Genomic DNA, 19,647 nt, shown 5'->3' on the forward strand with positions numbered 1-19,647 from the left:
AAATAGGAGGGAACTATGCAAATGAAAAGTACTAAAAGGCATATTTCAATGGTTTCATTAGTTTTTCTAGTATTATTTTCAGTGCTGAATGTGTGGGCTCCAGTTATTCAAGCTGCTGTGATGAAAAGTCCAGTGGACGAAATTAATATTTCCCGTACTGATGGCACGACATCTGAACCGTATCAAGCCTCAGATGGTATGAAAGTAGAAGTGAAGTGGTCAGCTAAAGAAAAAATAAAAAGTGGAGATCAATTCACAATTGATATGCCAAAAGAGTTTCGAAAAGACCTTATGAATATGAGTTTTCCTTTAAAAGATGCTGAAGGAAAAACAGTTGGTACATGTGAGATGAAAAAGGGTCTATTAACGTGTACTATGGGTGATTACGTAGAAGGAAAGAATAACATTAAAGGCTCTTTATTCGTAGAATTCTACTTTGGTCTAGAAGCATATGATGGTGTTAAAGAAATTCCATTAGAATTTAACGTTGATGGTCAAATCGTCAATAAAGAAGTAAGTGTAAATAATACGACAGAGAGACCGAAGCCACAGCCCAATACGGAAAATTTATTGAAATGGGGTTCTTATAATCAAGAAGATCCTTCAATTGCTGATTGGCTTGTATACGTAAATGCAACTGGAACAGAAATGCAAGATCTTAAATTAACAGATACATTAGGACCTGGGCATGAGTTAATTACAGACAGCGTAGTATTAGAAGAGGCTGTATTTGAAGATGGTTATGCACCAACAAATATTAAGCCAGCAGATTTATCTAACATTAAAATAAATGCAACGAAGACTGGATTTACAATTGAGTTTCCAGACAGTTCAAAAGGTTATATTTTAAGATATAAAACAAAGGTTACAAATCCTGCTGCAAAGCCTCATAAAAATACTGTGAAATTAGAAGGTAAAAATATTAAAACTGAAGAAAAAGTAGGACAAGTATTTGTAAGTGGTGGAGGAGGATCCGGTTCAGGTGACAATAATCCACCTAGCATTGAAAAAAATATAGTTGATGAGAATGGCAAGCTTGTAGAGAATGAGCAGTTAACACAAATGGATCAAGTTATTCAATACCAAGTTGGTACACATATACCGAACGATCCTCCTAAATACACATCTATGGTAATTAGTGATGATTTAGAAGATGTTTTAGAAGTATTAGAGGCAAAAGTGTATGATCAAAATGGCCAAGATATTACTTCTAAAGGAACGTTAAATATAGATAAACAAAGAAGTGAAGTAACATTTACGTTTGGTGAGAGTTTTGACTATAAGTCATATGAAGACCAGATAATCAATCTCAGTATCAAGGCGAAAATAAAAAATAATGCAGACTTATCTTCTTACGTAGATAAGAAGATTCCTAATAAAGCGGAATTGCATTTTGATGATAAAACATTAACATCAAAAGAAGTAACTATTACGCCGCCTGAAGCTCCAAAAGATGGTACAGTACTGATTCATAAAACAGATTCTGAGAATCCGAATAAAGGGTTAAAAGGTGCCGAATTTGAAGTTCGAAATAGTGCAAATGAAGTTGTTGCAAAACTAAAAACGGACGAAAAAGGTTTTTCAGTACCTCAAACTTTAGCTCCTGGGACGTATAAAGTTTATGAAACAGTAGCACCAGAAGGATATCAAAAATTAACAAGCCCAGTAGAGGTTACACTTCAAGCTGGAGAAACAAAAACAATTGAAATTAAAAATACTATGCAAAAGGGTCAAATTGAAGTAAAGAAAATTGATTCGGAAAATGGTGAAAAACCATTGGAAAATGCAGAGTTTGATATAGTAAAAGACGGTGTAGTAGTCGAACATATTGTTACAGATAAAGATGGTAAGGCAATCTCTAAACCGTTAGCACCAGGAAAATATATTTTAAAAGAAACAAAAGCACCTGAAGGCTACCAATTAAAAGAAACAGAGTTGGAAGTAAATGTAACAGGGGACGGCATATTCCCAATACAAGTGGAAAATGCAATGGTAGACAAAGGGAATATAGAAATTACAAAAGTGGACAAAGAAAACGGGGCAGTATTAGCCGGTGTCGAATTTGAAGTCCAAGATGAGAAAGATGGCGTAGTAAGAAAAGTAGTAACAGATAAAGATGGAAAAGCAAACGTTTCAGATCTATCAGTAGGAAAGTACAAATTAGTAGAGACGAAAAGCTTACCAGGTTACAAAAATCTAGCAGAACCAGTACTATTTGAAATTACAAAAGGTATGACAAAAGCTTTATCAATAAAAGTAGAAAATGAGCAGTTAGACAAAGGCTCAGTAGAAATTACAAAAATAGATAAAGATAGTCAAAAAGTATTAGAAGGCGTAGTCTTCGAAGTGCAAGATGAGCAAGGAAAAGTAGTAACAGAAGTAAAAACAGATAAAGATGGTAAAGCAAAAATCTCAGATTTATCAGTAGGAAAGTACAAATTAGTAGAGACGAAAAGTTTACCTGGCTACAAAAAGCTAACAGAACCAGTATCATTCGAAATTACAAAAGGTATGACAACAGTCCTATCATTGAAAGTAGAAAATGAACAGTTAGATAAAGGTTCAGTAGAAATTACAAAAGTAGATAAAGACAACAAAAAAGCATTAAAAGGCGTAGTCTTTGAAGTGCAAGATGAAGCTGGAACAGTAGTAAAGGAAGTAAAAACAGATAAAGATGGTAAAGCAAAAATCTCAGATCTATCAGTAGGAAAGTACAAATTAGTAGAGAAAGAAAGTTTACCAGGCTATAAGAAACTAACAGATCCAGTATTATTTGAAATCAAAAAAGGCATGACTGAAGTTCTATCATTAAAAATAGAAAATGAAATGGTAGATACGGGAAATGTAGAGATAACAAAGATAGATAAAGATAATAAAGCACCGTTAGCGGGAGTAACATTCATCGTCCAAGATGAAAAGGGGAATGAAGTTACAAAAGTAACGACAGATAAAGATGGAAAAGCAAATGTTTCAGATTTACCTGTAGGAAAGTATGAATTAGTAGAGGTAGAAAGTTTACCTGGTTATAAAAAGCTAGAAAAACCAGTATCATTTGAAATCAAAAAAGGCATGACCGAGGTTCTATCATTAAAAGTAGAAAATGAAATGGTGGATACAGGGAATGTAGAGATAACAAAAATAGATAAAGATAGTAAAGCTCCATTAGAAAATGTTGTATTTGAAGTACGTGATTCAAAAGGAAAAGTAGTTACGAAAGTAACGACGGATAAAGAAGGAAAAGCAAACGTTTCAGATTTACCTATTGGGAAGTATGAGTTGGTGGAAGTAGAAACACCGGCAGGATACAAACCACTAGAAAAGCCAATTTCATTCGACATTGAAAAGGGTAGAGTAACAGCATTAAAGCTAACAGTAGAAAATGAATTAGTAGATACAGGAAATGTAGAAATTACAAAAGTAGATAAAGAAAATAAAGATGTTTTAGCTGATGCAGTCTTTGAAATTCAAGATGAAGCAGGACAAGTAGTCGCTAAAATAACGACAGATAAAAAAGGACAAGCACAAGTTACTAATTTATCAGTCGGCACATACAAGTTAGTAGAAGTAAAAGCACCAAAAGGATATAAACAATTAGTAGATTCGATTATTTTCCAAATTGAAAAAGGCATGACAAAATCTCTTGCTTTAACAGTAGAAAACGAAATGTTAGACAAGGGAAATGTAGAAATTACAAAGGTAGATAAAGATAGTCAAAAATTATTAGAAGGCGTAGTCTTCGAAGTTCAAGACGACAAAGGCAAAGTAGTAACAGAAGTAACGACAGATAAAGAAGGAAAAGCAACAATTTCAGATTTATCAGTAGGAAAGTATAAATTAGTAGAAAAAGAAAGCTTACCAGGTTACAAAAAATTAACAGAACCAGTATTATTCGAAATCAAAAAAGGTATGACGAAAGTTTTATCATTGAAAGTAGAGAACGAACTGTTAGATAAAGGTTCAGTAGAGATTACAAAAGTAGACAAAGAAAGTGGCGCGTTATTAGAAGGCGTAACATTCGAAGTGCAAGATGAAAAAGGCAAAGTAGTAACGAAAGTAAAAACAGATAAAGATGGAAAAGCAACAATTTCAGATTTATCAGTAGGAAAATATAAGCTAGTAGAAGTAGAAAGCTTACCAGGATATAAAAAACTAGCGAAGCCAGTATCATTCGAAATCAAAAAAGGTATGATAGAAGTCTTATCATTAAAAGTAGAGAATGAACAGTTAGATAAAGGCTCAGTAGAAATTACAAAAGTGGACAAAGAAAGTGGCGCGTTATTAGAAGGCGTAACATTCGAAGTGCAAGATGAAAAAGGCAAAGTAGTAACGAAAGTAACAACAGATAAAGAAGGAAAAGCGAAAATTTCAAATCTATCTGTAGGAAATTACAAACTAGTAGAAGTAGAAAGCTTACCAGGCTACAAAAAGCTAACAGAGCCAGTATCATTCGAATTTAAAAAGGGTATGACAGAAGTCTTATCATTAAAAGTAGAGAATGAACTAGTAGATAAAGGTTCAGTAGAAATTACAAAAGTAGATAAAGATAGTAAAAAAGTATTAGAAGATGTAGTCTTCGAAGTGCAAGATGAAAAAGGCAAAGTAGTAACGGAAGTAAAAACAGATAAAAATGGTAAAGCAAAAATCTCAGACTTATCTGTAGGAAAGTACAAATTAGTAGAGAAAGAAAGCTTACCAGGTTACAAACAATTAACAGAACCAGTATCGTTTGAAATCAAAAAAGGAATGACAGAAGTTCTATCATTAAAAATAGAAAATGAAATGGTAGATACGGGAAATGTAGAAATTACAAAAATAGATAAAGATAATAAGGCACCGTTAGCAGGGGTAGTCTTTGAAGTTCAAGACGACAAAGGCAAGGTAGTAACGAAAGTAACGACAGATAAAGCTGGAAAAGCAACAGTTTCAGATTTATCAGTAGGAAAGTACAAGCTAGTAGAAGTAGATAGTTTACCAGGCTATAAAAAATTAGAAAAGCCTGTACCATTTGAAATTACAAAAGGTATGACAAAATCTTTAACGTTCACTGTAGAAAATGAAATGGTAGATACGGGGAATGTAGAAATCACAAAAATAGATAAAGACAGTAAAGCACCATTAGAAAATGTTGTATTTGAAGTACGTGACTCAAAAGGAAAAGTAGTTGCGAAAGTAACGACAGATAAAGAAGGAACAGCAACAGTTTCAGATTTATCTATTGGAAAGTATGAGTTAGTAGAAGTAGAAACACCGGTAGGATACAAACCACTAGAAAAGCCAGTTTCATTCGAAATTGAAAAAGGTAGAGTTACAGCATTACAATTGACTGTAGAAAATGAATTAGTGGATGTAGGAAATGTAGAAATTACAAAAGTAGATAAAGAAAATAAAGATGCTTTAGCTGATGCAGTATTTGAGATTCAAGATGCAGCAGGACAAGTAGTCGCTAAAATAACGACAGATAAAAAAGGACAAGCACAAGTCACTAATTTATCCGTTGGCACATACAAGTTAGTAGAAGTAAAAGCACCAAAAGGATATAAACAATTAGTAGATCCAATTACTTTCCAAATTGAAAAGGGTATGACAAAATCTCTTGCTTTAACAGTAGAAAATGAAATGTTAGACAAGGGAAATGTAGAAGTAACAAAAGTAGATAAAGATAGCCAAAAAGCATTAGAAGCCGTAGTCTTCGAAGTACAAGATGAGCAAGGCAAAATAGTAACTGAAATAACGACAGATGAAGAAGGAAAAGCAAACGTTTCAGATCTATCAGTAGGAAAATATAAATTAGTAGAGACGAAGAGCTTACCAGGTTATAAGAAGTTAACGGAACCAGTATCATTCGAAATTAAAAAAGGTATGACGAAAGTCTTATCATTGAAAGTAGAGAATGAACAGTTAGACAAAGGTTCAGTGGAGATTACAAAAATGGCTGCTGAAAGCAAGGAAGTCTTATCAGGAGCTGTGTTTGAAGTTCATGATGAAGCGGGAAAAGTAGTAGTGAAAGTAACAACAGATAAAGATGGAAAGGCAAAAATCGCAGATTTATCTGTAGGTAACTACACACTAGTAGAAGTAGAAGCACCAAAAGGATATGAAAAATTAACTAATCCAATTCCATTTGAAATTACAAATGGAATGATAAATGCAGTTCAATTAGAAGTATTAAACAAATTGAATCATTTAGCACCACCAGTTCCAGAAACACCAGATCCAGAAAAGCCTGGCACACCAGATCCAGAGAAACCTGGAACACCAGATCCAGAGAAACCTGGAACACCGAATCCAGAAAAACCTGGCACACCAGATCCAGAGAAACCTGGAACACCGAATCCAGAAAAACCTGGAACACCAGATCCAGAAAAGCCTGGAACACCGGGTCCAGAAAAACCGGAAAAAGAATTACCAAAGACAGGGCAGAAAATGCCTGTGGAACCATATATGGGAGCACTTCTTGTAATGATGAGTTTTGGATTACTCGTATTAGGTAGAAAACAGCAGAGATAATAAAAGTGAAAAGGTATCCTCAAAGTATTTGAGGATACCTTTTTTAACATAAAAAAAGGCATCTAGCAAAAGAACTAGATGCAAATAAAAACACTTGGGAAGACAAAATTCTTCCCGTTTCCCGTATGTAATTATATCAAAAAAATTATAAAAAACTAGTTATATTTAAAATATAATTTTAAAAAAAGTTATATACATAAATAATTGCAATACTCGCAGTTTTCTCTTTCTGAAAAATACATTTCTTTAATTTTGAATATTAAGACTAATGTTGAAAAATCTTCAGATAATTAGAAAAAATAACCAAGAGGATATATAATATTGCTTAAGAAATAGTTTTAATGGATTACATATATTTCATTTGGTGTATTAATTGAATATCATAATTTTTAATTTTATTAAGCAAGAATCTCGGTTACTTATTGCATTTCTAACATAGGGTGAGAAAGAAAAATACAATAGTGTGGAGGTTTTTATAATGACGTTTGTTCTTAGTAAAATGAGTGGCTTTAGCATAGAAGAAAAGGTACATGAATTTGAATCTAAGGGATTCCTTGAAATCTCAAATGAAATCTTTTTACAAGAGGAAGAGAATCATCGTTTATTAACACAAGCACAGTTAGATTATTATAATTTGGAAGATGATGCGTACGGTGAATGCCGTGCTAGATCTTATTCAAGGTATATAAAGTATGTTGATTCACCAGATTATATTTTAGATAATAGTAATGATTACTTCCAATCTAAAGAATATAACTATGATGATGGCGGTAAAGTTAGACAGTTCCATAGCATAAATGATAGTTTTTTATATAATCCTTTAATTCAAAATATCGTGCGTTTCGATACTGAATTTGCATTTAAAACAAATATAATAGATACAAGTAAAGATTTAATTATAGGTTTACATCAAGTAAGATATAAAGCTACTAAAGAAAGACCATCTTTTAGTTCACCTATTTGGTTACATAAAGATGATGAACCAGTAGTGTTTTTACACCTTATGAATTTAAGTAATACAGCTATTGGCGGAGATAATTTAATAGCTAATTCTCCAAGGGAAATTAATCAGTTTATAAGTTTGAAGGAGCCTTTAGAAACTTTAGTATTTGGACAAAAGGTTTTCCATGCCGTAACGCCACTTGGAACAGAATGTAGTACTGAAGCTTTTCGTGATATTTTATTAGTAACATTTTCTTATAAGGAGACAAAATGAGAGAGAATAAAATAATTATGATTTCTGGAGCCAATAGCGGTATAGGTCATGCTTGTATAAAATACTTTTTAGAAAAATCCTTTCATGTAATAGCTCTTGATATTAATAATAATAACTTAATAGATTATATGAAAACAGATATGCCTTTGAAAGTAGTGCAAATTGATTTAAGTAATAGTGAAGCGATTCATAATCTTTTTACTCAATTAGATTTAGAAAAGCTTTCTCCTGATATATTAATAAATGCTGCTGGTATTCGAGAGATAACACCTGTTTTAAATTTATCCGATGACATGTTTAAAAAAGTAATTGATGTAAATTTAGTAGCCCCATTTATACTTTCTAGGGAAGTAGCGAAGCGATGGTGTGAATCGAAAATAAAAGGTTGTATTGTGAATATAGCATCGGTTTCTGGATTAATGGCTGAACCAGAGCGAGCTGCTTATGTGGCATCAAAGCATGCCTTAATCGGATTGACTAAACAGATGGCTATGGAATTTGGGAAGCAAAATATAAGGGTAAATAGCATTTCTCCCGGTGTTATTAGAACTGAACTTACAGAAGAATACTTTAGTAATAAAGCATTGATGTCTATGATAAAAAGTAATCAATCTTTAGATACTTGGGGATTGCCGCAGGATATTGTTTCATGTATTGAGTACTTGATTTCTGATCAGGCCCGCTTTATTACTGGTTCTAATTTTGTAATTGATGGTGGTTGGACTGCTGGGAAAAACTTGTAGTTGAGTGTTTTTGAGGAAAAGCACCTGTCCTTTTTTAGGCTGGTGTTTTTCTCACTATAAACAGATTTTTTTATTGGAGGGGGATTAATTTGTTTCAAAAAAGTTTTAAGCAAGAGAAAACGGTACCGGCCTTAAAGATGATAGCATCAATGGTTATCTTTGGATCAGTTGGATTTTTTTCTGTTCAAACAAACTTGCCTTCGTTTGAATTAGTGTTTGTAAGGTGTATTTTTGCGACAATATTTTTAAGTGTATGCTGGTTGCTTACAGGGCAATATAAACAAGATAAATGGGAACGAAAAGAAGTTATTCAAGTTTTAATATGTGGCTTTTTCTTAGTATTTAATTGGGTTTTCTTATTTAAAGCCTTTGAAAATATGTCAGTTACAATTGCTATCTCAGTTTATCATCTTGCACCAGTAATTGTACTGTTAATTGGAAGTATCGTCTTTAAAGAAAAATTAACATTAATATCTATCATTTCAATAATTGTGTGTTTTGTGGGAGCTTTATTAATTGCTGGTATCGATGGAAGCTTCTCTGTAGGCTCATTAATGTCTTCAGGTATGATATGGGGATTTCTTGCAGCTCTCTTTTATGCATTTACAACTTTATTTGGTAAAGGGATTAACAAAATGAGTGCGTATGCAATGACATTTTTACAAACATTCTTGGGGATATTTCTTTTAATACCATTTATAGATTTAGATGCTTTTAGTGGCCTCACTCAAAGTAATTGGACATATATTATAGCTACTGGTTTTATTCACACTGGGATAGTGTATTATCTGTTTTTTGATAGTTTACGCCATTTATCTACAAAAACAATCTCAATATTAGTTTTTTTAGATCCGGCAGTGGCAATATTATTAGATACTGTACTTACTGGATTCCGTCCAACTTTAATGCAAATAACAGGAATTCTTTTTATTTTTATTGGCATGACTTTAACATTAAAAAAATCTAAAGATAAAAAACTGAGTCAAAAAGAAAATCGAATTGAAAGCGATGCTAGTATATCTCAACAATGATGAAATATATTGTGTATAAAACGATAAACCTTGCATGAATCATGCAGGGTTTATTTGGTCTAATATAATTCATATTTATAATATATGTTTTTTAACATGCTTTTGATTCACTTATATTTATTTGACTATAAATTTACAAAAATGTATATAAAACCTTATTTTTTGATAATATATAAGTAATAAATTCATAGAATTGGAGTGATGAGATGCAGCCGTTAGAAAGGGAGATTCATTCTAATATGCTGAAAGTGTGGAGGATTCACGCTTTAATTGGGGCGGCAGTTATACTAACAGTCGTAATTGCATATTTCTTTTTCATGATTAACTTTAACTGGTGGGGGTGGTTGTTTGGACTATTAGTAACAGGAGCCATTACATTTATTCCACTTGATTATTTTGTGTTTCCAAATTTACGTCAGCGCTATTATAGTTACAGATTAAATGAAGAAGAGATTGAGATTCAAAAGGGAATGTTTGTTGTAGAACGCGTACTTATTCCGATGATCCGTGTGCAGCACGTAACGATTGAGCAAGGGCCGATTATGAGAAAGTATAATTTAGCAGAATTACACATTTCAACAGCCGCAACTTCTCATAGTATCCCAGGTTTAACGAAAGAAGAAGCAGAACAGCTGAAAAGACAAATTGGAGAACTTGCGAAAGTGAGTGATGAGGATGTATAAGAGGCAACATCCGATCACGATATTGTTAGGTATTAGGGTTGCGAGTTTGTTGCCACTTATTATTCTTGTTTTATTTAAACCTGATGAACAAGTGGAACCTTGGTATTTATTTTATCTTTTCCTTCTGGTTGTTTTATTCATCATGGCTATTTTTTCAGCAATTAAATGGTATTTTAAATTGTACTGGATTGAGAATAATATGTTACATGTAAAGCACGGTGTTTTTGTAAAGAAGGAAAGCTATTTAAATAAAGAGCGTGTACAAAATATTAGTACGTCTTCTAACTTCATTTATCAAATGCTCGGACTCATGAAGTTAAATATAGAAGTAGCCGGTGGTGGTAATGAACCAGAAGTGATGTTGGCTGGTATTAAAGAAGACGAGGCAAAACATTTAATCTCTGTATTACATAAGAAAGAAACTACTGTAAAAGAAGAAATAGAAGAGGAAGAAAGCAAGACGGTTTATCAGTTAACAGCGAAAGAGGTTTTAGCCGCAGCGATTACATCTGGTCGGTTCGGACTAGTGTTCTCTGGACTAGTACTTCTTTACACAAAGTTTGATTTTGTTCTTCCTGAAGGATTCACAAGTAAAGTAGAAGCGTATGTGATGGGAAACGGTGTTTATAAACTAATTGTAATTGCATTAATTTTAATGGCAATTTCATGGATTATTTCCACGGCTGGATATGTGTTGAAATATGCAAACTTTAAAATTGGGCGAAAAGGGGAAGAGATTCGTATCGTTCAAGGATTATTTGAAAAGAAAGAGTTTGTCTTAAAATTGCACCGCATTCAAGCGATTACTGTAAAAGAAGGTATGCTTCGCCAGCCGTTTGGCTATTGTGCTGTTGAAGTGGAAGCAATTCAAAGTATTGGAGCAGCAAGTAACGAAGTAATGTTGCATCCATTTATGAAGAAAAAAGATGTACAGCACCTGCTCACATATTTAGAGTTACCTTATGAAATCGAAGCGGAGATCGTTCACTTACCAAAAACAGCGTTGCGTCGTTATTTCATTATGGGCTGGTTAATAAGTATCATACTCACAGTTCTAATTGCCAGCGTGAGTATATATTTTAAACAATATATTGCGTTGTTTGTTATTTTACCGTTATTTATCGTGTTTTCGTTACTTGCGTATGCTAGATATAAAAGTGGTGGTTATGAATTAAGAGAAAATCAACTAACGGTTGTATATCGTAATTTTTCGAAATATACAGGAATAATGCGAAGAAGACATGTTCAAGCAGTAGGTTATAATCAATCGTATTTTCAAAGAAAAGATGAATTATGTACAACTCTTGTAGCGGTAGCCGGGCGCGGTTATGAAGTAAAGCATATGAGAAAAAAAGATTCGCTTCGTATATATAATTGGTACAAAGAAAAAGGAAACACCGATGTGTAGTGGTGTTTCCTTTTTGTCATTAAATCGATATCTTTAGTCGAATCGTTGATATATTTCAAGATGTGATAGATAAATTGAAAAAATCGTTGATATATTTCAAGATGTGATAGATAAATTGAAAAAATCGTTGATATATTCAAAGATATGATAGATATATTCGAAAAATCGTTAATATAATTTCACGTACTGCTAGTGTTGTATTACTTTTTAATTAAACTAACACATCAAAAGTAGTCACGAACGACGGACGAGAGAAAATACTCTTTTGCTGTTCGGCATGTGGATGCGCCTGTGCCTGTGCTTGTCCTTCTGCTTGTGCAGGACGTTTTTTATGAGCGTTTTCGAATGAACGTGATTCTGTCCAATCTTTAAAGTTTTGCTCCGTTTCCCACATCGTTAAGATGACATATGTATCGTTACTTAATGGGCGTAGAACACGGATCGCTTGGAATCCTGGTTCGTTTTCAATAAGGCCTGCACGGTTTTTAAAACGGTTTTCAAATACTGGGCGACCTTCGTCTGTTACAGAAATATTGTTACAAACGATATAGCCAGGTTGTCCTTTAAATTCACCGACAGCATCTAGTACGTCATACTGAAGTGAGCCTTCTACAGATTCTTCTGTATTTTCTTTATAAAACATATTTTTCTCATCATTTTTTGCAGTGAAATGTGCTTGTTCTAGAGGTGTTTCGTATGAAATAATAGCCTTCATTTTAATGCCCCCTTAATAGTTTGTTTCTATTATATCAACTCTCTTAAAAAACTTCGAAGATTATATACATAAAGATACTTCTTTTTCAAATAATAAATGTACCATCATTTGGAAAGAAGGCCGATGTATGAAGAAAGTAAAGTGGACTTTATTAGGTGGCGTCGCAACGTTTATAGTAGCGATTGTACTCTATAAACTTATCGTGTTAGCTGGTGGCTATATGATGGATGAAAAGCAGCTCGTTTTCCACTCTTCATCACGTATCGTTGACCAGAAAGGGAAAGAAATTACGAAATTATACGTAGAAAATAGGGAGCTCGTACCGATCGAGCAAATTCCGAAGTATGTGCAGCAGGCGTTTGTTGCGGTGGAAGATTCTCGTTTTTATGAGCATCAAGGAATTGATTATCCGTCTATATTCCGTGCTCTTTATAAAGATACGTTAGCTGGAGAAAAGCTAGAGGGCGGTAGTACCATTACGCAGCAACTCGCTAAAAATGTCTTTTTAACTCGTGAAAAAACATTTACGCGCAAATTGAAGGAAGTCGCAATTTCTCTTCAATTAGAGCAAAAATATACGAAGCAACAAATTCTTGAAATGTATATGAATCATATTTATTTTGGTCATGGGGCTTACGGTATTCAAGCAGCAGCAAAGCTGTATTTTAATAAAAATGTTGAGGATTTAACAGTAGAGGAAGGGGCAATGCTTGCAGGCCTTCCGAAGTCACCAAACGGATATTCACCGTACTATTCTGCAGAGAAGAGTAAGGAACGCCGCGATCTAGTATTGTCACTTATGCATAAACAAGGCTATTTGACTGCCGAAGATAGCGTACGTTATCAAGGAAAGACGATTGCTTTATATAAAAACTTAGACGAAAATGAGCTCGCATATATGCCGTATATTGATATGGTCATAGATGAAGCAGCTCGTTTATACGGATTGTCTCATCAAGAAGTACTTCGCGGAGGATATACGTTTGTCGTACCTATGGATGAAAAAATTCAAAAGGTAGCGTATAACCAGTTTCAAGATGCAAGGAATTTTCCTGGGAAAGAAGAAGGGGCACAAGGTGCATTTTTATTAATGGATAATCATACGGGAGGGATTAAAGCGGCGATTGGGGGAAGAAAGTACGTCCCGAGAGGATTTAATCGTGTTTTTGCCAAAAGGCAGCCCGGATCTGTTTTAAAACCACTTATCGTTTATGCACCAGCACTAGAAACGAAAAAGTATAATCCGTATTCTTTATTAACGAATGAAAGAAATTCTTTTGAAGGGTATGAACCTCGAAATTATAATCATGAGTATTCAAAAGAAATGACGATGTATGATGCGATTTTAGAGTCGGCAAACGTACCGGCAGTTTCTTTATTAAATGAGTTAGGGGTAGAAGAAGGAAAGCAATATTTAGAAAAAGGAAATGTCCATATTGCAGATGCTGGTTTAAGTACAGCGCTTGGCGGATTGAAAAATGGCGTTTCAACATTTGATCTTGTAAAAATGTATCGTTCATTTTTAGCAAATGGAAATATTATCGAGCCGCACGTTATTGATAAAGTATTAAATAGACACGGTGCAGTCATTGGGGAATCACCGAAAGTAGAGACGAAAATTTTTTCGAAACAGACGGCATGGTATATGACGAAAATGTTAGAAGGAGTTGTGAAGGAGGGGACAGCGAGAGCAGGTGTATATAACGGTGCGCTAGCTGGAAAAACGGGTACAACTTCATTGCCAAATGACGATAAGGGAGCAAGAGATATGTGGTTCGTCGGCTATACACCGAACTTAGTAGGCGCTGTTTGGATTGGTTATGACCGTACGGATAAGGAACATCAGTTGCAAGGAGAAAGTGCATCTGCGACAAAATTGTTTAAGAAAATTTTAACGAAGGCTAATGTAGAACATAAAGAGAAGTTTATGAAGCCTGAAGGTGTGGAAACAATCGGTGCTCCGATTCGGCTGCGCAAAATTGAAGATGTAAAAATGAAACTATCATTTAGCCCTTTCGGTTTATTTAAAGCAAAATTAAGTTGGACGCCACTTCCAGATAACAGAATTATGTACCGAATCTATAGAGTGGAGAACGGAATTCATACGCATGTTAGCACTGTAAATGGTGCTGGAGAATATGAGGAAAAGTTCGTTAACATATTTTCAAAACCGAGCTTTTACGTTGTACCATATAATTCACAAACGAATCGCGAAGGAGAAAAGTCAAAAGTAGCTAAACCATAGTTTTTCTCTGTGTTATAATAAGAATGTTGTGAAAATAGTAAGCGTTTTTACGAATGTTTGTGTCAATTTAATGAACAACGTACATAATATTATGCATTTTGTTTTTACAAGCTGTATAGTAAAAAAAGATAAATATCGAACGTATTCGAAGCATTGGTAAGGAAGGGAGCAAGGGTCTTGGTAAGAACTATAAATGAGACATTTTTAAAAGCATGTAGGGGGGAACGTACCGATTATGTACCAGCATGGTATATGCGTCAAGCAGGTCGTTCACAGCCGGAATATAGAAAGATTAAAGAAAAGTATTCTTTATTTGAAATTACACACAATCCAGAGTTATGTGCTTACGTTACAAAATTGCCGGTTGATCAATATAACGTAGACGCAGCAATTCTTTATAAAGATATTATGTCACCACTACCTGCAATTGGTGTGGATGTAGAAATTAAATCAGGTATTGGCCCAGTTATCGATAACCCAATCCGTTCTTTACAAGACGTAGAAAAACTAGGGGAAATCAATCCAGAAGATGATGTACCGTACATACTAGATACAATTCGTTTATTAACGACAGAAATGTTAGACGTACCGTTAATCGGTTTTTCAGGAGCTCCATTTACATTAGCGAGCTATATGATTGAAGGCGGTCCATCTCGTAACTACCATAATACGAAAGCGTTCATGTATGCAGAGCCAAAAGCTTGGTTTGCTTTAATGGATAAGCTAGCAGATATGGTTATTACATATTTAAAAGCGCAAATTAACGCAGGAGCAAAAGCAGTTCAAATTTTCGATTCTTGGGTTGGAACAGTAAATGTAGCAGATTACCGCGTATTTATTAAACCAGCAATGGAGCGTATTTTTGCAGAAGTTCGCCCTATGGGTGTACCGATGATTATGCACGGCGTAGGAGCTGCACACTTAGTGAATGAGTGGCACGATTTACCGCTTGATGTAGTCGGCTTAGACTGGCGTTTACCAATTGAAGAAGCACGTGCACGCGGCGTTCATAAGGCGGTACAAGGAAATATGGACCCTTCATTCTTACTTGCGCCATGGTCTGTTATTGAAGAACATGTAAAAGGTATTTTAGATCAAGGGATGAAAGAGCCTGGTTATATCTTTAACTTAGGACACGGTGTATTCCCAGAAGTAAATCCAGATACATTAAAACGTTTAACTACATTTATTCATGAATACTCTAAAGGGCAGTTAGCGAAGTAAAGGAGAATTGCTGTATGAAAAAGAAAATTGGTTTGCTTGTAATGGCATATGGAACGCCATATAAAGAAGAAGATATTGAACGTTACTATACACATATTCGCAGAGGAAGAAAGCCAAGTCCTGAAATGCTGGAAGATTTAACAGAGCGTTACCGTGCAATTGGTGGTATTTCTCCTTTAGCTACTATTACATTAGAGCAAGCTAAGAAGTTAGAGAAGCGTTTAAATGAAGTGCAAGATGAAGTAGAGTACCATATGTATCTTGGTTTAAAACATATTGAACCGTTTATTGAAGATGCGGTGAAAGATATGCATAACGACGGAATACAAGATGCAATCGCACTTGTTCTTGCACCTCACTATTCTACGTTTAGCGTGAAATCATACGTTGGACGAGCACAAGAAGAAGCTGAGAAACTTGGGAACTTAATAATTCACGGCATCGATAGCTGGTATAAAGAGCCGAAATTCATCCAGTACTGGGTTGATGCAGTGAAAGGTATATATAACGGTATGTCAGATGCAGAGCGTGAAAAAGCAGTATTAATCGTATCTGCACATAGCTTACCAGAGAAAATTATTGCAATGGGCGATCCATATCCAGATCAATTAAATGAAACAGCTGATTATATCGCGCGCGGAGCTGAAGTAGCAAACTATGCAGTAGGCTGGCAAAGTGCAGGAAACACACCAGATCCTTGGATTGGTCCAGATGTACAAGATTTAACGAGAGAACTAAATGAAAGGCACGGTTATACTTCATTCGTATATGCACCAGTTGGATTTGTTGCTGAACATTTAGAAGTTTTATATGACAACGACTTTGAGTGTAAAGTTGTAACGGATGAAATTGGTGCGAAATATTATCGTCCAGAAATGCCAAATGCATCGGACGCATTTATTGATTGTTTAACAGATGTTGTATTAAAGAAAAAAGAATCTGTACTGTAAGAAGAAAGGGGGAGCCTGCTTGAGGAAAAAAGTTGTGATCGTCGGCGGAGGCATAACGGGATTAACAGCAATGTATAACTTACAAAAAAATATTCATGAAAAAAACTTGCCGATTGATACATTACTTATAGAAGCATCGGGTAAACTTGGCGGAAAAATTCAAACCGTTCGAAAAGATGGATTTACAATTGAACGCGGACCGGATTCTTTCTTAGCACGAAAAGAAAGTGCAGCTAGATTAGTGAAAGAATTAGGTCTTGGCGATGAACTTGTAAATAATCAAGCCGGTCAATCATTTATCCTCGTAAACAATCGGTTACATAAAATGCCGAGCGGATCAATGATGGGAATTCCAACGCAAATTACGCCGTTTCTATTTTCCGGGCTGTTCTCCCCAATTGGTAAACTAAGAGCTGGTTTTGATCTATTAATGCCGAGGTCAAAGCCAGTATCTGACCAATCACTCGGACAATTTTTCAGACATCGCCTCGGAAACGAAGTGGTTGAAAACTTAATAGAACCGTTACTATCGGGTATTTATGCAGGGGATATTGATGAAATGAGCTTAATGTCAACATTCCCGCAAATGTATCAGATTGAGCAGAAACATCGCAGTATTTCACTCGGTATGCGTACGCTCGCTCCGAAAGAAGAGAAAGCTAAACCGAAAAAAGGAATCTTCCAAACAGTGAAAACAGGTTTAGAATCTATCGTAGAATCTCTCGAAGTGAAGATGCATGAAGGTACGATAATAAAGGGAACTCGCATTGAAAAAGTTGCAAAACAGGGTGATGGTTATACAATTACTCTTAGTAATGGAAAAGAAATAGAAGCGGACGCCATCGTAGTGGCAACTTCGCATAAAGTATTGCCGTCCATGTTTGCTCAGTACAAGCAGTTTCGTTTCTTCCGTAATATTCCGGCCACATCCGTTGCGAATGTGGCACTTGCTTTCCAAAAGTCAGCAATCCGGCGCGATATTAATGGTACAGGATTTGTCGTATCACGAAATAGCGATTACACGATTACAGCATGTACGTGGACGCATAAAAAATGGCCACATACAACGCCAGAAGGAAAAACACTCCTTCGCTGTTACGTTGGACGTGCTGGTGATGAAGCGGTTGTAGAACAAACTGAAGAAGAACTCGTTCAGCTCGTACTAGAAGATTTAAGAAAAACGATGGATATTACAGAGGATCCAGAATTTACAATCGTAAGCCGCTGGAAAGAAGCGATGCCTCAATATACAGTAGGCCATAATGAGCGAATGAAAAAGCTCACAACATTTATGCAGAAAGAGTTGCCTGGTATATACTTGGCAGGTAGCTCCTATGCTGGTGCTGGACTTCCAGATTGTATTAATCAAGGTGAGGAAGCTGCAAAGCGTGTATTATCTCATTTGGAGAAAGTAATAGATGCTGAATTAATCGCACAATAAACGAAACGCCTTCAATTATATTGAAGGCGTTTCGTTTATTGTATAAAATACTTATTCGCCAATAAACATATATAAGTTATTTGGCTTTATAACGGCATCTCCTGCATAAATAACCCACTCTGTTAAGTTATCAAAATCTAAATGATAACTATTTCCTTCACTCATATCTTCTATAAAATATGGTTCATTAATGAGTATTCCTTGAATGAAATCTTCCGTAATGTTTTGCATTTCAAACCACATATGTTCACTTTTTCCTTCTTCGTAGGAGACACCAAACTTAGCAAGGAAACGAAAATCTTCATTTGATTGTTCAATGTGAAAAATGTTGCTGAAATACCCGAAAGTATTTTTCGCATTGTAAGCCATACGATTGGTTTCACTATTTGTTTTATAGAACATGAGCCCTGTAGCTTCCTCGTGTTCTTTGAAAAAACTTTCAATATATTCTTCTGAAGTATTAAATTTGAATAAGAGAACGGATGGAGATTGATGGTATTCATCTCGGGCATCCATTCCGCCTAAGAATGTATTTTGTGCATCTATTGGTTGTAGTTTCACTTCTTCATCCTCGATTGAAGATAATTGGTCCATACTCGTTTTATGCCCTATATAAGATAATCCTTTTTCCCACGGAACAGCGACTGTATGTATAGAACCTTGCTGACTATGCGCGATAACGATAGGCTCATTCATAGGGACTTGTCCATTTTCAACCGCATTATTAGCAAATGTTTGAAAGAGATCGCTAATGCCGTAGTAGGAAGAAATGCGATTTGGAATAATTAACTCTATTTCAGTTACGCCTGCTCTTAAAAGACCGTGTGTATGAAACCAATATTGCGTAGGCTCATCATCTTTATCGTCTTCATAAACAGAATGAATAACGTACAAGTCAGGAATGTCAGGTAATAATTCATTTTCAACGTGATATTCAATATAGCTTCTAGATATCACTTTCATTGCTGCACTTGAATCGATTACAAATAACAAATCTGGGGCGAGATTCCATAAAAACTGTAACTGCTGGAAAAAGCAGTCCAGTACATCGCCTACAAATAGCGTACGAGTGAAAATTTCAGTGCCGAAAGCCGCATCTTCAAAATTACGATCTACGATTGTAGAATCTTGTCTATTGTACATTTTGTATTCTTCTGGGTCATTCGCCTCATCAATATGCAGTTCATACGGTATGATTGCTTCATCCATATGTAACTCAAAAATAAGGCTTGTCTCATCACTATAAACAATTTTTAACTCATCAACTTTAGTAGCGATAGTCTCTAGCCGCTGTTTTAACTGCTCAATTGTAATTCTAGTTGGTATAACAGCAATCATATCTGAAAAATGACGTTCTAATGTTCCATTCATAGCTGCGCGGTATGTTTCTGTTTGCACTTCCATCCAATCACTCCTATTCAAATGAATCCATTTTACATGCCAATCAAATGTCGATATTTTCTGTTTTCTCTCTCTAACATTAT

Annotated in this window: 12 protein-coding genes; 10 read left to right on the top strand and 2 right to left on the bottom strand. The window is 35.0% G+C overall.

The features are described 5' to 3' along the window. Positions 1–15 precede the first annotated feature (15 nt). The 6 genes from DOS87_RS05590 to DOS87_RS05615 all read left to right on the top strand — a co-directional run bounded on the left by DOS87_RS05590 (position 16) and on the right by DOS87_RS05615 (position 11,588). Complete coding sequence (locus DOS87_RS05590; RefSeq protein WP_208730221.1) at positions 16–6,507, top strand: SpaA isopeptide-forming pilin-related protein; 6,492 nt, start codon at positions 16–18, stop codon at positions 6,505–6,507. Between the two features lie 478 nt (positions 6,508–6,985). After that, complete coding sequence (locus tag DOS87_RS05595) at positions 6,986–7,723, top strand: 2OG-Fe dioxygenase family protein (protein WP_000144818.1); 738 nt, start codon at positions 6,986–6,988, stop codon at positions 7,721–7,723. Beyond that, positions 7,720–8,466 (top strand): SDR family NAD(P)-dependent oxidoreductase, encoded by a 747-nt coding sequence (locus DOS87_RS05600; RefSeq protein WP_001208943.1) that lies wholly within the window; start codon positions 7,720–7,722, stop codon positions 8,464–8,466. Before DOS87_RS05595 ends, DOS87_RS05600 begins: the two co-directional genes overlap by 4 nt. An 89-nt stretch (positions 8,467–8,555) precedes the next feature. Continuing rightward, complete coding sequence (locus DOS87_RS05605) at positions 8,556–9,497, top strand: DMT family transporter (protein WP_052658746.1); 942 nt, start codon at positions 8,556–8,558, stop codon at positions 9,495–9,497. Between the two features lie 206 nt (positions 9,498–9,703). Then, positions 9,704–10,180 carry a PH domain-containing protein gene (locus tag DOS87_RS05610; protein ID WP_001182720.1) on the top strand — a complete coding sequence of 159 codons (477 nt, stop codon included), beginning with the start codon at positions 9,704–9,706 and terminating at the stop codon, positions 10,178–10,180. Next, the gene (locus DOS87_RS05615) at positions 10,173–11,588 is read left to right on the top strand and encodes a PH domain-containing protein (RefSeq protein WP_098577892.1); all 1,416 of its coding nucleotides are present in this window, start codon (positions 10,173–10,175) and stop codon (positions 11,586–11,588) included. Before DOS87_RS05610 ends, DOS87_RS05615 begins: the two co-directional genes overlap by 8 nt. 211 nt (positions 11,589–11,799) lie before the next feature. On the opposite strand, the gene hmoB is transcribed toward DOS87_RS05615, so the two are convergent. Further along, positions 11,800–12,303: a heme-degrading monooxygenase HmoB gene (gene hmoB, locus DOS87_RS05620; protein ID WP_079245157.1), complete on the bottom strand. Its 504-nt coding sequence runs from the start codon at positions 12,301–12,303 to the stop codon at positions 11,800–11,802. 127 nt (positions 12,304–12,430) lie between these two features. On the opposite strand from hmoB, the gene DOS87_RS05625 reads away from it, so the two are divergent. The 4 genes from DOS87_RS05625 to hemY all read left to right on the top strand — a co-directional run bounded on the left by DOS87_RS05625 (position 12,431) and on the right by hemY (position 18,163). Further along, the gene (locus DOS87_RS05625; RefSeq protein WP_042597272.1) at positions 12,431–14,548 is read left to right on the top strand and encodes a transglycosylase domain-containing protein; all 2,118 of its coding nucleotides are present in this window, start codon (positions 12,431–12,433) and stop codon (positions 14,546–14,548) included. Between the two features lie 177 nt (positions 14,549–14,725). Continuing rightward, positions 14,726–15,772: a uroporphyrinogen decarboxylase gene (hemE, locus tag DOS87_RS05630; RefSeq protein WP_000252608.1), complete on the top strand. Its 1,047-nt coding sequence runs from the start codon at positions 14,726–14,728 to the stop codon at positions 15,770–15,772. A gap of 14 nt (positions 15,773–15,786) precedes the next feature. After that, complete coding sequence (gene hemH / locus DOS87_RS05635) at positions 15,787–16,722, top strand: ferrochelatase (protein WP_000726772.1); 936 nt, start codon at positions 15,787–15,789, stop codon at positions 16,720–16,722. 19 nt (positions 16,723–16,741) lie between these two features. Then, positions 16,742–18,163, top strand: a complete 1,422-nt coding sequence (gene hemY, locus DOS87_RS05640; protein ID WP_001228109.1) for a protoporphyrinogen oxidase — start codon at positions 16,742–16,744, stop codon at positions 18,161–18,163. Between the two features lie 51 nt (positions 18,164–18,214). Here hemY and DOS87_RS05645 read toward each other — a convergent pair whose 3' ends face one another. Next, positions 18,215–19,567: a DUF4026 domain-containing protein gene (locus DOS87_RS05645; protein WP_000453727.1), complete on the bottom strand. Its 1,353-nt coding sequence runs from the start codon at positions 19,565–19,567 to the stop codon at positions 18,215–18,217. Positions 19,568–19,647: the final 80 nt, after the last annotated feature.

It is taken from the genome of Bacillus sp. CR71 (assembly GCF_003429245.1).
Lineage (GTDB): Bacteria > Bacillota > Bacilli > Bacillales > Bacillaceae_G > Bacillus_A > Bacillus_A thuringiensis_S.

Bases quoted from the DNA above. Each gene is read 5' to 3' on its own strand.
- DOS87_RS05615 (WP_098577892.1), top strand. From the start codon at position 10,173: ATGTATAAGAGGCAACATCCGATCACGATATTGTTAGGTATTAGGGTT.
- DOS87_RS05590 (WP_208730221.1), top strand. From the start codon at position 16: ATGCAAATGAAAAGTACTAAAAGGCATATTTCAATGGTTTCATTAGTT.
- DOS87_RS05645 (WP_000453727.1), bottom strand. From the start codon at position 19,567: ATGGAAGTGCAAACAGAAACATACCGCGCAGCTATGAATGGAACATTA.
- hemH (WP_000726772.1), top strand. From the start codon at position 15,787: ATGAAAAAGAAAATTGGTTTGCTTGTAATGGCATATGGAACGCCATAT.
- DOS87_RS05610 (WP_001182720.1), top strand. From the start codon at position 9,704: ATGCAGCCGTTAGAAAGGGAGATTCATTCTAATATGCTGAAAGTGTGG.
- DOS87_RS05600 (WP_001208943.1), top strand. From the start codon at position 7,720: ATGAGAGAGAATAAAATAATTATGATTTCTGGAGCCAATAGCGGTATA.
- hmoB (WP_079245157.1), bottom strand. From the start codon at position 12,303: ATGAAGGCTATTATTTCATACGAAACACCTCTAGAACAAGCACATTTC.
- DOS87_RS05595 (WP_000144818.1), top strand. From the start codon at position 6,986: ATGACGTTTGTTCTTAGTAAAATGAGTGGCTTTAGCATAGAAGAAAAG.
- DOS87_RS05625 (WP_042597272.1), top strand. From the start codon at position 12,431: ATGAAGAAAGTAAAGTGGACTTTATTAGGTGGCGTCGCAACGTTTATA.